Source organism: Glycomyces luteolus (assembly GCF_027622875.1).
In the GTDB taxonomy this organism is placed as follows: Bacteria; Actinomycetota; Actinomycetes; order Mycobacteriales; family Micromonosporaceae; genus Glycomyces; species Glycomyces luteolus.
Genome location: NZ_JAPZVP010000010.1, coordinates 61,085 through 78,987, shown reverse-complemented (window position 1 = coordinate 78,987; position 17,903 = coordinate 61,085). Strand labels below are relative to the sequence as shown.

The following is a 17,903-nucleotide window of genomic DNA, read 5'->3' as shown; positions in this document are numbered from 1 at the left end:
TAGCGCACCGTCGTTCTCCGACGGTGCGCTCGCCCCGTGCGTCTAGCACGCGGGCGATTTTTTCTGCCCGGGGAACGACGCCACATGTCGAACCAGCCACATCTCCCTATTGGACGAAGGACATGAGCACACCAGTGAAGGCACCGAAGCCAGGGCCGCAGGCTGCCAAAGCTCAGCCTGTGAGGCCGAAGGCCCCCAAGCCGGCTCCTCCGATCGGCGCCTCCAGCGCCGCACCCGTCCTCACCGGCGCGCAGGCCGTCGTCCGCGCGCTCGAGGAGCTCGAGGTCGAGGCCGTCTTCGGCATCCCGGGCGGCGCGATCCTCCCCGCCTACGACCCGCTCCTCGACTCCGAGAAGGTGCGCCACGTCCTCGTCCGCCACGAGCAGGGCGCCGGCCACGCCGCCCAGGGCTACGCCCTCGCCACCGGCAAGGTCGGCGTGTGCATGGCCACCTCCGGCCCCGGCGCGACCAACCTGGTGACCCCCCTGGCCGACGCGCACATGGACTCCGTCCCGATCGTGGCCATCACCGGCCAGGTCGCCTCCTCCGCCATCGGCACCGACGCCTTCCAGGAAGCCGACATCTGCGGCATCACGATGCCGATCACCAAGCACTCCTACCTGGTGACCGACGCCGAAGACATCCCTCGGGTGCTCGCCGAGGCCTTCTACGTCGCCGCCTCCGGCCGCCCCGGCCCGGTGCTGGTCGACATCCCCAAGGACATCCTCAACGCGCAGGCCCCCTTCGTGTGGCCGCCCAAGATGGACCTGCCGGGCTACCGGCCCACGACGCAGCCGCACGGCAAGCAGATCCGCGAGGCCGCCGCGCTCATCGCCGAGGCCAGGAAGCCGGTGCTGTACGTCGGCGGCGGCGTCGTCAAGTCCGGCGCGCACGCCGAGCTGCTGGCGCTCGCCGAGCTGACCGGCGCTCCGGTCGTGACCACCCTGATGGCGCGCGGGGCCTTCCCCGACTCGCACCCGCAGCACCTGGGCATGCCCGGCATGCACGGCACGGTCCCGGCCGTGCACGCGCTGCAGAAGTCCGATCTCCTGGTGGCCCTGGGCGCCCGCTTCGACGACCGCGTCACCGGCAAGCTCTCGACCTTCGCCCCCGAGGCGAAGATCGTGCACGTCGACATCGACCCTGCCGAGATCGGCAAGAACCGCGAAGCGGACGTGCCGATCGTGGGCGACTGCAAGGCCGCCATCTCGGCGATGATCGAGGCCTACGAGGACGGCGGCAAGGAGCGCCTGAAGACCTGGTGGGAGACCCTCGACGACCTGCGCGACCGGTACCCGCTGGGCTACACCGACATCGACGACGGGCTGCTGACCCCCCAGTGGGTGATCCAGCGGCTCGGCGAGCTTGCCCCGGATGACACGATCTGGACCGCCGGCGTCGGCCAGCACCAGATGTGGGCCAGCCAGTTCGTCAAGTACGAGAAGCCGGGCACGTTCCTCAACTCGGGCGGCCTGGGCACCATGGGCTTCGCCGTCCCGGCGGCCATGGGCGCCAAGCTCGGCCGGATCGACCGCACCGTGTGGGCGATCGACGGCGACGGCTGCTTCCAGATGACCAACCAGGAGCTCGCGACTTGCGCGATCGAGGGCATCCCGATCAAGGTCGCGGTCATCAACAACGGCAACCTGGGCATGGTGCGCCAGTGGCAGACCCTGTTCTACGAGAAGCGCTACTCGCAGACGAACCTGTCGACGCACCACTCCGAGGCCTCGCCGCGCATCCCGGACTTCGTGAAGCTCGCCGAAGCCCTCGGCTGCGTCGGCCTGCGCGCCGAGACCGCCGATGAGGTCGACGAGATCATCAAGCAGGCCAACGCGATCAACGACCGCCCGGTCGTGGTCGACTTCACCGTCGGGCCCGACGCGATGGTGTGGCCGATGGTCCCCGCAGGCGTCTCCAACGACGAGATCCTCTACGCGCGCGACGTGCGCCCGAACTTCGACGACGAGGGTGAAATCTGATGAGTACGCACACGCTGTCGGTCCTCGTCGAGAACAAGCCGGGCGTCCTCGCCCGCGTCGCCGCGCTGTTCTCCAGGCGCGGATTCAACATCGACTCCCTCGCCGTCGGCGAGACCGAGCACCCCGGCGTCAGCCGCATCACCATCGTGGTGGACGTCGAGGCGGGCTCGCTGGAGCAGGTCACCAAGCAGCTCAACAAGCTCATCCACGTCCTGAAGATCGTGGAACTGGAAGCGGGCTCCTCCGTGCAGCGCGAACTGCTGCTGGTGAAGGTCCGCGCCGACGCCGCCACCCGCGGCCAGGTGATCGCCGCCGCCGAGTTGTTCAAAGCCCGCTCGGTCGACGTCACACCCGATACGGTCACTTTCGAGGTCACCGGGAACTCCGACAAGATCGAGGCGTTCCTGGAAGTCCTCGAGCCGTTCGGGATCAAGGAGCTCGTCCAGTCGGGGACGGTCGCGCTCGGGCGCGGCGCCAAGTCGATGGCGTCGCTGTCGCGCTACGTCTCTCCGAATAGCTAGTAACGAAGGAAGCAGTACATGTCCGCTGAAGTGTTCTACGACGACGACGCCGACCTGGCCCTCATCCAGGGCAAGAAGGTCGCCGTCCTCGGCTACGGCTCGCAGGGCCACGCCCACTCGCTGAGCCTCCGCGACTCCGGTGTGGAGGTCGTCATCGGCCTGCAGGAGGGCTCGAAGTCGCGCCCGAAGGCCGAGGAGGCGGGCCTGAAGGTGCTCACTCCGGCCGAAGCCGCCGCGTGGGCCGACGTCATCATGATCCTCGTCCCTGACACCGCGCAGGCCAAGCTGTACGCCGACGAGATCGCGCCGAACCTGTCCGCCGGGAACAGCCTGTTCTTCGGCCACGGCTTCAACATCCGCTACGACCTGATCCAGGCCCCGGCGGACGTGAACGTCGCCATGGTCGCCCCGAAGGGCCCGGGCCACATGGTCCGCCGCCAGTTCGTGGACGGCAAGGGCGTTCCCGCGCTCGTCGCGGTGGAGCAGGACCCGTCGGGCGACACCCAGGCGGTGGCGCTCTCCTACGCGAAGGCGATCGGCGGCACCCGCGCGGGCGTCCTGAAGACCACCTTCAAGGAGGAGACCGAGACCGACCTGTTCGGCGAGCAGGCCGTGCTGTGCGGCGGCGCCGCCGAGCTCATCAAGGCCGGCTTCGAGACCCTGGTCGAGGCGGGCTACGCCCCCGAGGCCGCGTACTTCGAGTGCCTGCACGAGCTCAAGCTGATCGTGGACATGATCTACGAGGGCGGCATCGCCAACATGTGGTACTCCGTCTCGGACACCGCCGAGTACGGCGGCCTCACCCGCGGCCCGCGCGTCGTCAACGCCGACACCAAGGCCGAGATGAAGCGCATCCTCACCGAGATCCAGGACGGCACCTTCGCCAAGGAATGGGTCGCCGAGTCCGAGAAGCGCGAGAACTACAAGAAGCTCCAGCAGGAGCAGGCCGACCACAAGATCGAAGAGACCGGCGCCAAGATGCGCGCCCTCATGCCCTGGGTGCAGCGCAAGATCACCGAGACCGCCTAAGTCTCAACAGATCTGAGCAGATCTAAGAGGCCGGGAACCGCGTTGCGGTCCCCGGCCTTCTGCTTTGCCGACTTCCGAGCTTGCGCGGTTTGCCCGACCTGGTCAGGGCTTCGGCGGACAGCGACAACGCGGTGGCAGTGGGGCCGGGGTCGTTGTACGGCTTTCCGGCCCGATCAGGTTTGGGATCGATAGGGCAGCGACAACGAGGCAGGATGCAACCCTGGTCGGCCTTCGGCGATCCGGCACGATTCGGTCCTGGTTCGAGCGGGCAGCGATATAGAGGTCTGATCGTCCTCGGGGCGGATCATCGGCTGCCCGGTGGGAGGTGTCTGCGGTTCAACCGGGCATCGACAACGAGGCCCCATTCTGCTCGGGCCCGTTCTCGGCTCCCCGGTTGGAGCGGGTGGCGGTTCGATCGGGTTGGCGTTCAATCGGGCAGCGACAGAGGTCGGAGCGTTCTCGGGGAGGATCATCGGCTGCCCTGTGCGGGGAAACCTGCGGTTCAAGCGGGCAGCGACAACGAGGTCCCATTGCGCTTGGGCCGGTCCTCGGCTCTCCGCCCGGATTGGGTTGCGGTTCAAGCGGGTAGCGACAGGAGGGTGTGAGGCGGGGCCGGATTCCGGCCCCGGGCATGCTGAGGGGCCGGCCCGGACCCATGCGGGTCGGGCTGCGCTGCTTGATGATTGCGGCGCTTTCCCCCCAGCGGTCGCCCACTGGGGCAGCCTAAGACCGGTAGCGGGGAGGGCGGTGTTGTGGTGGCGGTGAACTTCTCTCGGCATTGAGCCCGGGCTGCCTTGATAGCCGCCAGGCACCGCTCCCTTTCGATGGCTTCGGTGAGGGCGTCCAGGTCGGGCTTCATGGCCTCGGACCATTCGGTCCGGTAGAGCCCGGTCGGGAAGACATCCCATTCGGTGCCCTCGTTCTCGGCATCCATGTCGGCATCAGTGCGCCAGTCCGAGCAGCCGCACCCGGCCGATGCCTCGACGGGGGCGCTTTGGGTGTCGCTGGGCTCGTGGCCGTCGTGGTGGGTGATGACCGCTTGGCCGGGGCCGGTCTTCTCCACGCTCCAGCCCGGGGTGTGGATGCGGCCGTGATGGAACCTGCACAGCAGGATCAGGTTCTCAGCGACTGTCGGGCCGCCGTCGGCCCAATGCTGGAGGTGGTGCGCCTCAGTCCACGCCACCGGCCGGTCGCAGCCGGACCAAGCGCACCCTTCCGGTTGCTCGAGTTCGAGCTTGCGGCGCAGGGCCGCGTTCGGCAGGCGCTCAGCCCGGCCCAGTTCGACCGCTTCCCCGGTGGCGTAGTTGAACACCGAGGGGATGATGGCGGCTTCGCAGGCGAGGAGGCGGGCGCGGGCGACCGAGATGGGTTGGCCTTCGAGGAGGGGCAGGCGGCCGGTGTCCGTGCCCTGCAGGGTCTCGATGTCCACCACGAGGTCAAGAGTGGCCGTGTGACCGTGGCGTGTGGCGGCCTGCGGGGAGGACCCGTACCCGGCGAGGAGCTGGTGGAAGGCCTCGGCGTGCCGGTTCGCCTGCGCTGGCAGGAGGCCGCCCTCGTCCTCGCTCTCCTGGTCCTCCTGGCGCGGGGGCGGGCAGGCGGTCTTGAGGTACTTGTCGAGCAGCCGCCCGGTGGCCTCGCAGAGGGTGCCTTCCAGGGCCCACATGCCGTTGGCCTGCGGGGTGAGTTCGAGGCGCTGCATGGACTGCTCGCCCAGTTCGTCGAAGAGTTCGGCTTCGTCGGCGATCGAGGCCCACAGCTCATCGAGGTGCCGCCTGAGCTCGTTGAAGGAGGCGTGCTGGCAGTACTGGGCGACCATGGCCTCCGGAGTCGCACACACCACCGAGGCGTCGAACGGAGAGGCCACGGGGGTCTTGAAGGGGGTGCGGGCGAACAGGCGCATCGCGGGGGTCTGCTCGAGCTGGCGGACGGCGTAGGCGACCTGGTCGATCCGGGCTTTCCCTGTCGTTGCCGCCGTTGCCAGGAGACGGAACTTCCCCGAGAGGCGGGCGATGGCGGCGATGTCAGCGGCGGTGCGGTTGTGGAAGTCGAACTGGGAGACCAACAGATCCCGCAGGGCGGAGAACCCGAACGCGGAGCGGTGGAGGTTGGCTTCCTTCATCTCGATCACCGCAGACAGGACCTGGGCGTGCTGGGCGTTGATCAAAGAGGCGGCGTCATCGAGAGCGGTGCGGATGGCGGCTGCGCGTTCGGAACCTGGGGTGGTGGTGCAGCTGCTCATCGGGGGCTCGCCTCCTTCCGCTGTTCTCGAATGGTCTGACTGTTTTCACTTCCTTGTTCGTACTTCAATGATGACAGGTGAGTGCATCGGTGTCATCACTCAAAGGAGTGAACATTCCATGAGGGACATTCATGGGCAGCGTCGGACCCTCTGCGGCGCAGGGTAATCAGGGCGATGCGCGCGCTGCCTGGCGGCCGCACTGCACACCCGCGCCTCACTCAGACCTCTTTGTCGCTGCCCGATTGAACCTCGACCGATCCGGGCCAGGCGGTCGAAGTCCGGCCCAGGCAGTATGGGACCTCTTCGTCGCTGCCCGCTCTAAGTTCGCCCTCATCGATGCGGAAGGCCGCCAACGCTTAGCGTCCAGTCGCCCTCCCGGTCTGGTCGGGCTTCGCGTGGTGGGTCCTGCGTCAGGCGATGAAGGCTCCTGCCTTTGCTGCGGTCACGGCTGCTTGTGCGGCGCGGTCGGCGGCGGGCTGGTCTATTGGGGTGCCGGTGATGAGGAGGCGGTAGTAGAGCGGCGCTGAAACGGCGCTGATGAGTTCGGCAGGGGAGGTGCCTTCGGGGATCTCGCCGCGTTCGATCGCGGCCGTGACGCAGGGCGCCCATTCCTCGGTGCGGATGCGGTAGAAGCGGTGCAGGGCGTCGGCGGTCTGCGGGTCGCAGGCGGCGGCCGTGATGAGGGCCCTGAAGAGGGGGCCTTGCCGAGCATCGCTCAATGTGGACTGCACGAGCCGGGCCTGCGCGGTGAGGTCGCCCAGGAGCGTGCCGGTCTCGGTGCGGGGCAGGGAGTCTTCGGCCATCTCGGTCAGCAGGTCGGCCACGAGTCCGGGCACGGTGCCCCAGCGCCGGTACACCGTCGTCTTGCCGACACCGGCCCGGCGGGCGATCTCGGCCAGGTCGAGCCGGTCGAAGCCGTCCTCGGCGAGGGCGTCTCCGGCGGCGCGGAGGACGGCTTCCCGGACCTTCGCGGTCCGACCGCCGGGCCTGACGGTGCCGGGTTCGGGGCGCTCGTCACTCATAACGGAACTCCAGTTGCGTTAAAGGTGGTTCGTGGGCTAGCTTAGTCGAAGATCTTAACGGAACGTTAGAACCTTTTAGAAGGGAACCGTCATGGAATACCGCAGGCTCGGTGCCTCAGGCCTCCACGTCCCCGCCCTCAGCTTCGGCGCGGGCACCTTCGGAGGGCGCGGCCCGCTCTTCAGCGCCTGGGGCGACACCGACACCGACCAGGCCCGCCGTATGGTCGACATGGCCATCGACGCGGGCGTCACCATGTTCGACTCGGCCGACGTCTACTCCGACGGCGAATCCGAACGCGTCCTCGGTCAGGCACTCAAGGGCCGCAGGGACAAGGCCCTCATCTCGACCAAGGCCGCGCTGCCGATGGGGGAGGGCCCGCAGGACGCGGGCACCGGCCGCGCCCGGCTCATCACCTCTGTCGAGGCCGCGCTCAAGCGGCTCGACACCGACTACATCGACCTCTTCCAACTCCACGCCTTCGACGCCGGCACTCCCGTCGAGGAGACGGTGAGCGCCCTCGACGGCCTCGTCCGCGCCGGCAAGCTCCGCTACATCGGCGTCTCGAACTTCGCTGGCTGGCAGCTCATGAAGTCCCTCGCCGCCGCCGACGCCCACGGCTGGACCCGCTATGCGGCCCACCAGGTCTACTACTCGCTCGTCGGCCGCGACTACGAGTGGGAGCTCATGCCGCTCGCCCACGACCAGGGCGTCGGCGCGGTCGTCTGGAGCCCCCTCGGCTGGGGCCGCCTCACCGGCAAGATCCGCCGCGGGCAGCCGCTCCCCGAAGGCAGCCGCCTCCACGAGACCGCCCAGTGGGGCCCGCCGGTCGCCGACGGGCTCCTCTACGACGTGGTCGACGTCCTCGACGGACTCAGCGAGGAGACCGGGAAGACGGTCCCGCAGATCGCGCTCAACTGGCTGCTGCGCCGGCCCACCGTCGCCTCCGTCATCATCGGCGCCCGCAATGAGCGCCAGCTCCAGGACAACCTCGGTGCGATCGGCTGGGAGCTCACCGCCGACCAGGTCGCCCGGCTCGACAAGGCCAGCGCCCGCACCGCCCCCTACCCCTACTACCCGTACGAGATCCAGGAGGGCTTCGCCCGCCTCAACCCGCCGCTCGTCAAGGCGGCGCGGTAGTCCCCGGGAGGGCCGGGACCCAACTGGTTCCCGGCCCTCGGGCTGTGACGTGACTCGCGTCTATCCTGGGGGATGTGGTTGACCAAGCGGTGAAGACGTATCAGGTGAAGACGTACGGCTGTCAGATGAACGTGCACGACTCCGAGCGCATCGGGGGCCTGCTCGAGGAGGCGGGGTACGTGCCCGTCGCAGCCGACGCCGCGCCCGACCTGGTCGTGTTCAACACCTGCGCGGTGCGCGAGAACGCCGACAACAAGCTCTACGGCAACCTCAGCCACCTCGCCCCCGCCAAGCGCGAGAACCCTGACATGCAGATCGCCGTCGGCGGCTGCCTCGCGCAGAAGGACCGCGGCGAGATCGTCAAGCGCGCCCCCTGGGTCGACGCCGTGTTCGGCACCCACAACATCGGCTCGCTCCCGGTGCTCCTGGAACGCGCCCGCCACAACCAGGAGGCCGAGGTCGAGATCCTCGAGACCCTCGAGACGTTCCCCTCCGCCCTCCCCACCAAGCGCGACTCCAACTACTCCGGTTGGGTCTCGATCTCCGTGGGCTGCAACAACACCTGCACGTTCTGCATCGTGCCGAGCCTGCGCGGCAAGGAGAAGGACCGCCGGCCCGGCGAGATCCTCGCCGAGGTCCAGGCCCTCGTCGACGAAGGCGTCACTGAAGTGACCCTGCTGGGCCAGAACGTCAACACCTACGGCGTCGAGTTCGGCGACAAGCTCGCGTTCGGCAAGCTCCTGCGCGCGTGCGGCGCGATCGAGGGCCTCGAGCGGGTGCGCTTCACCAGCCCGCACCCGAAGAACTTCACCGACGACGTGATCGCGGCGATGGCCGAGACCCCGAACGTCTGCCACTCGCTCCATATGCCGCTCCAGTCCGGTTCGGACAAGGTGCTCAAGGAGATGCGCCGCTCCTACCGCTCCGCGAAGTACCTGCAGATCATCGCCGATGTCCGCGAGGCCATGCCGGACGCGGCCATCACCACCGACATCATCGTCGGCTTCCCCGGCGAGACCGAGGAGGACTTCCAGGCCACCCTCGACGTCGTCGAGCAGGCCCGCTTCTCCAGCGCCTTCACCTTCCAGTACTCGATCCGCCCCGGCACCCCGGCCGCGACGATGGAGGATCAGATCCCGAAGGCCGTGGTCCAGGAGCGCTACGAACGCCTTGTGGCCCTTCAGGAGCGCGTCTCCTGGGAGGAGAACCGCAAACTCGAGGGCACCGAGGTCGAAGTCCTCGTCACCGTGGGGGACGGCCGCAAGGACGCCGCCACCGGCCGCCTCTCCGGCCGCGCCCGCGACGGCCGCCTCGTCCACTTCAACGTGACGCCGAGCGAGACCGACCCGACCGGCAACGCCGAAGGCGTCCGCCCCGGCGACGTCATCACCACGGTCGTCACCTACGGCGCCCCGCACCATCTGGTCGCGGACGGCGAAATATCGACCCACCGCAAGACCAAGGCGGGCGACGCCTGGGCCGCGGGCAAGGCCACCAAGCTCCCCGGTGTCAGTCTCGGCATGCCGAGCATCGGCAAGAAGCCCCTGCCGAAGCAGGACGGCCCCGGCTGCGCCTGCTGAGCTAGTGATATCAGGCTTGCAATAGTGCTATCATCGAGGCATGAAACAGCTGCTCTTGCGCGTTGACGACGATCTTCACGCTCGCCTCACCGAGCGGGCGAAGCGTGAGCACCGCTCGGTCAACGCGATCGCGAACGAGATCCTCTCCGTCATCGGCGAGAAGGACGGCCGCTCCGCGACCGAGAAGGTCCGGGCGAAGGCCGCGGCCCTCGGCATGCTCGCCGCCCCGCTGAAGGTCGCGAAGGAACCGACACCGGTCCGCGACGTCGAAGCGCTGCGCGCCCGCGTGCTCGACTCGATGCGCGGCGTCGGCCCGATCATCGACCAGATCTTCGAGGAAGACCGGGACCGTCTTCTGTGATCGTCTACGCCGACTCGTCGGTGCTGGCGCGCTCGTACCTGCCCGACGAACGCGGCCACGCCGAGGCCCTGAAACTCCTGCGCGACCCCGAGATCCTGGTGGTCACGGGCTCGTGGACCCGCATCGAAGTCGCCGGGGCCCTCGTCCGCACCGCCCGTGCCAAGCGCCGCGACAAGGACCAGCTGCTCGACATCTGGCGCGCCGACACGGGCCCGGACGGCCCGATCACGGTCATCTCCGCTCCGCAGGACGAGGTCGAAGGCGAGGCCTTCGAGATCGTCGCGACCCACGGCATCCGCGCCATGGACGCCTGGCACATCGCCACCGCCACGCTCCTGCTCCCCGACCTCGCCGCCGGCGAGCCCTACGCGTTCGCGTCCCGCGACAAGGAGCAGGCCGCCGTGGCCGAACTGAGGGGCTTCACCCTCGTCTGAGCACCAAGGAAGCCCACCGGCATGCAGCCGATGGGCCTGACGAGGCGGGGGAGCGTAAGTGCCGACATTTGGTTTCGAGGCCGATCGATATCGGAACGAGCATCACTGCGATAGCGACAGTTGGGGCGCCATCGATGGCGGGTGGTGGATCCCGATGCTTGACATTGACACTGTGTCAAGGCGTTCACTAGGGTCCAGGAGGTGGTTCCCATCAACACGGAACGCACGAAGACCCAGCTCATCGCGGCCTTGGCTGCCGACACCGCGTCCACGCGGCTCAAGGTCGCGCTCGCCATCGGCACCGACGCGGACCCTGCGCTGCTCGAGACCCTCGTGGACCGGTGCGGCATCGAACCCGACTTCTACGTGCGCGACATGCTCACCTGGGCCCTGACCCGGTTGCCGCCGGACCTCACCGTCCCGCGACTGCTGGCCGAGCTGGACTCGGACCGCTCGCAGGCCCGGAGCCAGGCCTTGCACACCCTCTCCAAGATCGGGGACGTCCGCGCCTGGCCCGCGATGACGCCGGGATTGCTGAGCGACCCTGACGACGAGGTCGCCCGCGCCGCCTGGCGCGCCGCCGAGGCGGTCGTCCCTGAAGGGCTGGAACGGGACCTGGCCGAAACCCTGGCCACACAATTCGGCCGCGGCGGACGCGAAGTGCAGCGCAGCCTCAGCCGGGCCCTCATCGCGCTCGGCACCGTCATCGAGCCGATCCTGAAGCGGGCGTTGCACAGCGGCGACCCGGTCGTCGCGGCTCACGCGGCCGCCACGGAACGGCTCCTGCAGGACCCGGACGCGGCATTCGAGCCCGCCGTCAAGGAAGCGAAGCGGATCTTCGCCGTCGGCACCGGAAGGCAGGGCTGAACGATGCTCATCGGTGAGGTCGCGCGACGCTCGGGGGTGAGCGCCCGGATGCTCAGGCATTACGAGTCCCTCGGTCTCGTGCGGCCCACCGGCCGCACCGTCGGCGGCTACCGCGAATACGCCGAAGCGGACATCCAGCGGATCTTCCACGTGGAGAGCCTGCGGACCCTGGGCCTGTCGCTGCGCCAGATCGGCCAGGTCCTCGACGACCCGGAGTTCGTCCCGTCCACCCTCATCGGCGAGCTCATCCGCGAGACCGAACGGCGCCTGGCCCGCGAAAAGGAACTGCTCAAGCGCCTCCGCGCGGTCGACGCATCGGAGCCCACCGGCTGGGAGGGGGTCCTGCGGATCGTCGAACTCCTGAGAGGGCTCGGTTCCACCAGCGCCGCAAAGCGACAGCAGACAGTGCTCTCCCCGGAGTCCGCCGTGCCCGCCCCGGTGCTGGCCGAGGCGGTCCTCACCGAATCCGATCCCCACGTCGCCGGTGCCCTGCGCTGGGCGCTGGCCCGAGCAGGCGACGACGTTGTGGCGGACCTGGCGCTCGGCTTGGAGAGCGACGACATCGAGGTCCGCCGCCGCGCGGTGCGGATGCTCGCCGAGATCCCCGGCGACGAATCGGCCGAGACCCTCGCCGATGCGCTCGCCGATCCGGACCCGCAGGTGCGCGGTCGCGCCGCCCTGGCTTTGGGGGAAGGCGGCAATCCTGCGGCTGTGCCCGTCCTCGTCGCCATGATCGTCACCGGAGCGAATGATGTCGAAGCATCTGAAGTACTGGGGGCGTTGGCAAGCGAACCAAAACAGGTGGAACCGATCACGCGCGCGCTGACCGGCGAACTCGCCGCAGCAGATGCGGACCACGCGGCGCGGATGCGGCTGGTCCAAGCCCTCGCCGAGCTGCCGGGCGGCATCGCCCTCGGACTGCTGCGCGGACTGGCCGACGACGCGGACCGCACGGTCGCCCGCACCGCCGTCGCCCTCGCCGGGGTGATCGAAGGCCGAACCTCGGACGCCACCTGAGACCGAGGAGCGACCTGGAACGACGGTTTGATTCGTGCCAGAATCAGACGGTATGGAACCGGAACTCGACGTCCAAGCGAAGCGCGATCTCATGTACGGGGAGCTCGATCTCGGCTCGCTCTCGATCTTCTCGGGGTCGTTCATCAACTACGGGTACTGGGGCGAGCTCGACCCCGCCCGCGAGATCTCGATCGAGGAGCGGACCGCCAGCCAGGCCGAGTTGTACCGCCAGGTGGTCGCGAAACTCGAACCCCGCCCGCGAGACGCACTGCTCGAACTCGGATCCGGGACGGGCGTCGGTGCGGCGCGCGTCGCCCGCGAATTCGGTGTGCACGTGTCCGGGCTCGACCGGTCGGCCGCGCAGCTCGCGCGGGCCGCCGAGACCAACGACTTCACCTTGAAGGAGATGCCCGACCGGCTCTCCTTCCACCGGGGATCGGTCACCGACATCCCTTGGCACGACGCCTCTTTCGACGGCGTCTACGCCGTCGAGATGCTCCAGCACGTCGACGACCTCGCCGCCGTCGCCCGCGAGGCGCACCGCGTCCTCAAGCCGGGCGGGCGCTTCGCCACCGCGACGTTCTTCGCGCCCGACGGCGCGGACACCGTTCAGGTCGCCGGCCTCATCGAGACCGTCGCCTCCGGCGTCGATCTCATCAGGCCGGTGGGGGAGTTCGCCGCCGACCTCACCGCCGCCGGGTTCGACGGGGTCACCGCGACCTCGATCGGCGAGCACGTGTGGCGCCAGTTCGACCGCTGGGTCGCCCAGACCGAGTACCGCGACTCGTGGGGCCGCAACTGGCTGCGCTGCTACGAGAACGGCTGGGTCGACTACTACCTGGTCACCGCCGAACGCGGCTGAGGCCGGGACGACGACGCCCCGGCCCCATGCCTGCTCCGCTAGTTCGCGGCGACGTTCAGGATGATCTTGCCCGCCGGGTGCCCGAACTGGCTCGCGTCCTGGGCCTTCGCCCCGTCGGCGAGCTCGTGGACCGAGTCGATGCGCAGGTCGAACCTGCCCGCTTCGAAGAGCGCGGTGGCCTCGGCCAGCGCGTGATACGCGCTCGCGTGCAAGGTCACCTGGGCCTCCGGCACCGAGCCGGAGAAATCGGCGATCGTGACGACCTGCTTCGGGTCGCCGGTGATCGCCGCCAGCTCGGGAAGCGAGCCGGCGCCGGCCGTGTCGATCGCGCCGTGGACCCCTTCAGGGGCCAGCGCCGCCACCCGCTCGGGCAGACCCTCGCCGTACACCGTGGGCTGCACGCCGATCGAGCGAAGGTAGTCGTGGTTCGCCTCGCTCGCGGTGCCGATGACCTTGAGGCCCTTGGCGACCGCGAACTGCGCTGCGGCACTGCCCACGGACCCGGCCGCGCCGTCGATCACCACGGTCTGCCCCTCGGCGAGCCCGAGCAGCTCGAGGGAGCGGACGGCGGTCTCGGCGGCGGTCGGCAGGGCGGCCGCGAGTTCCCAGCTCATCGACGCGGGCTTCGCCGTGAAGTTGCCGACGACGGTGTACTCGGCCTGCGCCGTCGGGCCGTAGCCGATGACCTCGTCGCCGATCGCGACGCCGGTGACGCCCTCACCGACCTCGTCGACCACGCCGGCGGAGTCGTACCCGGGAATGCCGGGGAAAGCGACCGGGAAGAGCTCGTGGAGGTAACCGGCCCGGACCTTCCAGTCGATCGGGTTGACCGCCGCGGTGCGGACCTTGATCCGGATCTGGCCGGGCCCGGCGTGCGGCTCGGGCACCTCGGTCACGGCGAGCACTGAGGACGGTCCGTACTCGGGGAAGGTGAGGGCGAACATGACGTACCTGGCTTTCTGTATGCGGTCCAAGGCTGCCCGAGGCCCGCAGGGGGCTTGCGCTTACCGGAGTGCCAACCCCGCGGCGGGCGTCGGGCATTCCTGTCCGCGGCCGTTCGTGATCACCGACCCTCTTCCCCGATTCCGGAATATCCGCGGCGGTCGTCACACGAGGCTGTCCTCCCATTGGCGGTGCAGTGTCGCGTATTCGCCGCCGTGGTCGATGAGCTCGTTCGGGTGGCCGTCCTCGATGATCCGGCCGTGCTCCAGCACGAGCACGCGGTCGGCGATCTCCACCGTGGACAGCCGGTGGGCGATGATGATCGCCGTCCGGTCGGCCAGGATGGTGCGCAGGGCGCGCTGCACGAGCCGCTCCGACGGGATGTCGAGCGACGAGGTCGCCTCGTCCAGGATCAGCACCCGGGGATCGGCGAGGAACGCGCGCGCGAACACCACGAGCTGCCGCTGCCCGGCCGAGAGCCGACCGCCGCGCTTGCGCACGTGCGTGTCGTAGCCCTCCGGCAGGGCGTCGATGAACTCGTGGGCGCCGACGACCTTGGCCGCCTCGATGATCCGCTCCCGGCCCGCCCCCGGCTTGCCGAGTTCGATGTTCTCCGCGATCGTGCCGTTGAACAGGAAGTTCTCCTGCGTGATCATCACGATGTTCTCGCGCAGGTCCCGCTCGGTCAGGTCCCGCAGGTCCACCCCGTCGAGCGAGACCGTGCCCGCCTTCGGATCGTAGAAGCGGCTCACGAGCTTCGCGATCGTCGTCTTCCCCGCGCCGGTGGCACCCACGAGCGCCATGGTCTGCCCGCCCGGGATGCGCAGGTCCAGGCCCGGCAGCACTACCTGGTCCTCCCGGTACTGGAAGCGCACGTTGTCGAACCGCAGCTCGCCGCGCGGGTGGTCGATCGAGCGCGGCTCCTCGGGCTCGGCGACCTCCACCTTCTCGTCGAGCACGCCGGAGATCTTCTCGAGCGCCGAAGTCGCCGACTGCAGCACGTTGTAGAACTGCACCAGCTCGTTCAGCGGGTCGAAGAACCGCTTCATGTACAGCAGGAACGCCGCGAGCACACCGACCTCGGTGTTGCCCTGCATGACCTGCCAGCCGCCGAACACCAGCACCACGACCGTGGCGAGGTGCCCGATGCCGCGCATCCCGCCGGACATGACCGCGTTCTGCTGGTGGCCCTTGGCCTGCGCGAACCGGTTGTCCGTGTTCAGGCCCGCGAACAGCTCCCGGTCGCGCTCCTCGCGCCGGTACGCCTGCACCGCGCGCACCCCGCCCATCGACTCCACGAAGTAGACGATCAGGAGCGCCACGGTCTCGCGCGCCCGCCGGTACGCCAGCGTCGACACCTTGTTGAACCAGCGGCCCAGCAGGATCATCAGCGGGAAGGTCAGCAGCGTCACCGCCGCCAGACGCGGGTCGATCACCAGCATGACGACCGTGATCGTGATGACGTTGAGCCCGGCGAGCACCAGGTCGTCGACGCCGTTCTCGGTCATCTCCCGGATCGACTCCATGTCGGAGCTCTGCCGCGCCGTCACCCGCCCGGAGGTGAACCGCTCGTGGAACGACACCGAGAGGTCCTGGAACTTGCGGAACACCCGGTTGCGCAGCGCGAACAGCATCGCGTTGCCGACCTTCGCCGACTGCGCGATGTAGAGCCGCACGCACACGTACTTGACGACCGAGACGACGGCGAACGCCACCGCGATGCCGATCAGCACCGAGTAGTCGCCGCGATCGCGGATCGCCGGGATCGCGTTGTCGATCCCGAACATGACGAGCAGCGGTGTGGCCATGCTCGTGAAGTTCTGCACCAGCAGGATCCCGCACAGGAACGCGATCGCCTTCTTATGCGGCCGGATCATCGAACCCAGGAGCTTGCGCGACTGGCTCCGCAGCTCCTTGATCGACGCCGCGTCGTCCACTTCAGCGCTCGTGCGGTCGGCCTCGGCCGACTCGGCCTGGCCCCGCCAGGAGACGTGCTTGTCAGCCTGCTTCGCAGGCATAACCGTCATGCCGACACCTCCTCAACCGTGCTTCTTTCAAACTCCGCCGAGAGCACGTCCACGTACTCAGGGCTCTGGGCCATCAGCTCGGAGTGCTTCCCGAACGCCGCGATCCTGCCCTCGTGCAGCAGCGCGACGCGGTCCGCGAGCGCCACCGTCGAAGGCCGGTGGACCACGACGAGCGCCGTGGTCTCCCGCAGCACCTGCGCCAGCGCGCGCTCCACCAGTTCTTCGGTGTGCACGTCGAGCGCCGACAGCGGGTCGTCGAGCACCAGCACCGCGGGCCGCACGACCACGGCGCGGGCGAGCGCGAGGCGCTGGCGCTGGCCGCCGGAGAGCGAGAGGCCCTGCTCGCCGATGCGGGTGTCGAGCCCGTACGGCAGGTCGTGCACGAACTCGGCCTGCGCGACCCGAAGGGCCGCTTCGAGATCGGCCTCGTCCGCGTCGGGGCGGCCGAGCGCCAGGTTCTCGCGCACGCTCATCGAGAAGAGCGTCGCCTCCTCGAACGCGGTGGTCACCACCGAGCGCAGGTTCGCCAGCCGCAGGTCGCGGATGTCCGTGCCGTCCAGCAGGATCCGACCGCCGGTCGGGTCGTTCAGCCGGGACGGCAGCGACACGAGCGTGGACTTGCCCGAACCGGTCTTGCCCGCGATCGCGACGGTCTCGCCCGGCTTCACCCGCAGGTCGACGCCGCGCAGGATGTCGCGCGAGTCGTCCTCGTAGCCGAAGCGCACGTCTTCGAAGACGAGCTCGCCGCGCACCTCGCTGCGGTCGATCGCCTTCGCGCCGGGCCGGTCCTTGATGGCCGGTTCGGTGTCGAAGACCTCGTAGACGCGGTCGGCGGCGGTCATGGCCTCGTTGCCGTGGGCCATGACCCAGCCCGAGGCCTCGATCGGCCACAGGAGCGCCAGCTGCAGCATGACGAACGCGGTCAGGTCGCCCACGGTCATCCGCCCTTCGGCGACCATGACCGACCCGAAGACCAGGACCGCGCCGATCGCGGCGGTCGCGATCGCGTCGTAGCCCGACCAGGAACGGGATGCGATGAGGCTCTTGTTGATGCCCCGGTCGCGCAGCTCGGCCGCCTCCTTCTCGAAGCGCGCCGCCATGAGCGGCCCGCGCCCGAGGGCCTTGATCGCCCGAATGCCGAGCGCGGATTCCTCCGCGGCGCTGGAGACCTCGCCGGACTGGTCCTGCTCGGACCTGGCCGCGGGCAGGTAGCCCTTGAAGAACTTGCGGCCGATGAGGAACAGCGGCACGGCCGAGGCCGCGACGATGAGGGCCAGCCGCCATTCGATGAACACCAGCTGGCCCATGATGATGAGGATCATGCCGATCGAGGTGATGGCGAAGACCAGGCCTCCGGCGAAGAACCGCCGGATCATGCCGAGGTCGGAGGTGACGCGGGCGAGCAGCTGCCCGGTCTGCCAGCGGTCGTGGAATCCGGTGTGGAGCCGCTGGAGGTGCTCGTAGAGGCCGGCCCGCATGTCCGCCTCGATCGCCATCGCGGTCGTGGTCTGCATGTAGCGCCGGGAGAGCTGGAGGATCGCGTCGGCCGCGCCGAGGAGGGCGATGAACCCGACGATGATCCACAGGCCCCGCATGTCCCGGTCGGCGATCGGGCCGTCGATGGCCCTGCCGACCAGCGGGGGGATGGCCAGGCCGGAGGCGATGTTCAGGAGCACCATCGTCCACAGCAGCGCCAGCCGGAACCGGTAGGGGTACAGGTACTTCTTGATGCGCCACAGGTTCGTCAGTGCCGTCGTACGGGCAGGTGCCGAACGCTGCGGCTCGAGATCGTCTGTTTCGGACAGTTCTGGAGTTTTCAACCGCTCTGAGCCCACCGGACCACCGTACGAGCAGGGTACGACACCGGGCAATCGAATTTCAC

General features: G+C 69.0%; 15 protein-coding genes. 10 read left to right on the top strand and 5 right to left on the bottom strand.

The window, feature by feature from the left end:
- Positions 1 to 122: 122 nt before the first annotated feature.
- Genes O1R50_RS14215 through ilvC form a run of 3 tightly spaced genes read left to right on the top strand, consistent with a single transcriptional unit; the run spans position 123 to position 3,532 of the window.
- Complete coding sequence (locus tag O1R50_RS14215; protein WP_408612691.1) at positions 123 to 1,982, top strand: acetolactate synthase large subunit; 1,860 nt, start codon at positions 123 to 125, stop codon at positions 1,980 to 1,982.
- Entirely contained in the window at positions 1,982 to 2,503 is a 522-nt protein-coding gene (gene ilvN, locus O1R50_RS14210; protein ID WP_205324813.1) for an acetolactate synthase small subunit, read from the top strand. The genes O1R50_RS14215 and ilvN overlap by 1 nt, the downstream gene beginning before the upstream one ends.
- Before the next feature lie 18 nt (positions 2,504 to 2,521).
- Positions 2,522 to 3,532, top strand: coding sequence for a ketol-acid reductoisomerase (ilvC, locus tag O1R50_RS14205; RefSeq protein WP_270110731.1), 1,011 nt, complete (start codon positions 2,522 to 2,524; stop codon positions 3,530 to 3,532).
- 577 nt (positions 3,533 to 4,109) lie between these two features.
- On the opposite strand, the gene O1R50_RS14200 is transcribed toward ilvC, so the two are convergent.
- Both O1R50_RS14200 and O1R50_RS14195 read right to left on the bottom strand, forming a co-directional pair.
- The gene (locus O1R50_RS14200; protein WP_270110730.1) at positions 4,110 to 5,771 is read right to left on the bottom strand and encodes an HNH endonuclease signature motif containing protein; all 1,662 of its coding nucleotides are present in this window, start codon (positions 5,769 to 5,771) and stop codon (positions 4,110 to 4,112) included.
- A 410-nt stretch (positions 5,772 to 6,181) separates the two neighbouring features.
- Entirely contained in the window at positions 6,182 to 6,793 is a 612-nt protein-coding gene (locus tag O1R50_RS14195; RefSeq protein WP_270110729.1) for a TetR/AcrR family transcriptional regulator, read from the bottom strand.
- 91 nt (positions 6,794 to 6,884) lie between these two features.
- On the opposite strand from O1R50_RS14195, the gene O1R50_RS14190 reads away from it, so the two are divergent.
- The 7 genes from O1R50_RS14190 to O1R50_RS14160 all read left to right on the top strand — a co-directional run bounded on the left by O1R50_RS14190 (position 6,885) and on the right by O1R50_RS14160 (position 13,052).
- Positions 6,885 to 7,931, top strand: a complete 1,047-nt coding sequence (locus tag O1R50_RS14190) for an aldo/keto reductase (RefSeq protein ID WP_270110728.1) — start codon at positions 6,885 to 6,887, stop codon at positions 7,929 to 7,931.
- A 74-nt stretch (positions 7,932 to 8,005) separates the two neighbouring features.
- Positions 8,006 to 9,511, top strand: a complete 1,506-nt coding sequence (gene miaB, locus O1R50_RS14185; protein WP_270110727.1) for a tRNA (N6-isopentenyl adenosine(37)-C2)-methylthiotransferase MiaB — start codon at positions 8,006 to 8,008, stop codon at positions 9,509 to 9,511.
- Positions 9,512 to 9,551: 40 nt separating this feature from the next.
- A complete protein-coding gene (locus O1R50_RS14180) occupies positions 9,552 to 9,872 on the top strand; it encodes a FitA-like ribbon-helix-helix domain-containing protein (RefSeq protein ID WP_270110726.1) in 321 nt (106 codons plus the stop codon).
- Entirely contained in the window at positions 9,869 to 10,306 is a 438-nt protein-coding gene (locus O1R50_RS14175) for a type II toxin-antitoxin system VapC family toxin (RefSeq protein ID WP_270110725.1), read from the top strand. Before O1R50_RS14180 ends, O1R50_RS14175 begins: the two co-directional genes overlap by 4 nt.
- 201 nt (positions 10,307 to 10,507) lie before the next feature.
- The gene (locus tag O1R50_RS14170; protein WP_270110724.1) at positions 10,508 to 11,173 is read left to right on the top strand and encodes a HEAT repeat domain-containing protein; all 666 of its coding nucleotides are present in this window, start codon (positions 10,508 to 10,510) and stop codon (positions 11,171 to 11,173) included.
- 3 nt (positions 11,174 to 11,176) lie between these two features.
- Positions 11,177 to 12,190 carry a HEAT repeat domain-containing protein gene (locus O1R50_RS14165; protein WP_270110723.1) on the top strand — a complete coding sequence of 338 codons (1,014 nt, stop codon included), beginning with the start codon at positions 11,177 to 11,179 and terminating at the stop codon, positions 12,188 to 12,190.
- Positions 12,191 to 12,242: 52 nt separating this feature from the next.
- Entirely contained in the window at positions 12,243 to 13,052 is an 810-nt protein-coding gene (locus O1R50_RS14160; protein ID WP_270110722.1) for a class I SAM-dependent methyltransferase, read from the top strand.
- Positions 13,053 to 13,090: 38 nt separating this feature from the next.
- Here the strand turns inward: O1R50_RS14160 and O1R50_RS14155 are convergent, their stop codons facing one another.
- The 3 genes from O1R50_RS14155 to O1R50_RS14145 form a co-directional block, all read right to left on the bottom strand.
- Positions 13,091 to 13,996, bottom strand: coding sequence for an NADP-dependent oxidoreductase (locus O1R50_RS14155; protein WP_270110721.1), 906 nt, complete (start codon positions 13,994 to 13,996; stop codon positions 13,091 to 13,093).
- A 162-nt stretch (positions 13,997 to 14,158) separates the two neighbouring features.
- Positions 14,159 to 16,021, bottom strand: a complete 1,863-nt coding sequence (locus O1R50_RS14150; protein WP_270110720.1) for an ABC transporter ATP-binding protein — start codon at positions 16,019 to 16,021, stop codon at positions 14,159 to 14,161.
- Entirely contained in the window at positions 16,018 to 17,700 is a 1,683-nt protein-coding gene (locus O1R50_RS14145) for an ABC transporter ATP-binding protein (protein ID WP_408612697.1), read from the bottom strand. Before O1R50_RS14145 ends, O1R50_RS14150 begins: the two co-directional genes overlap by 4 nt.
- Positions 17,701 to 17,903: the final 203 nt, after the last annotated feature.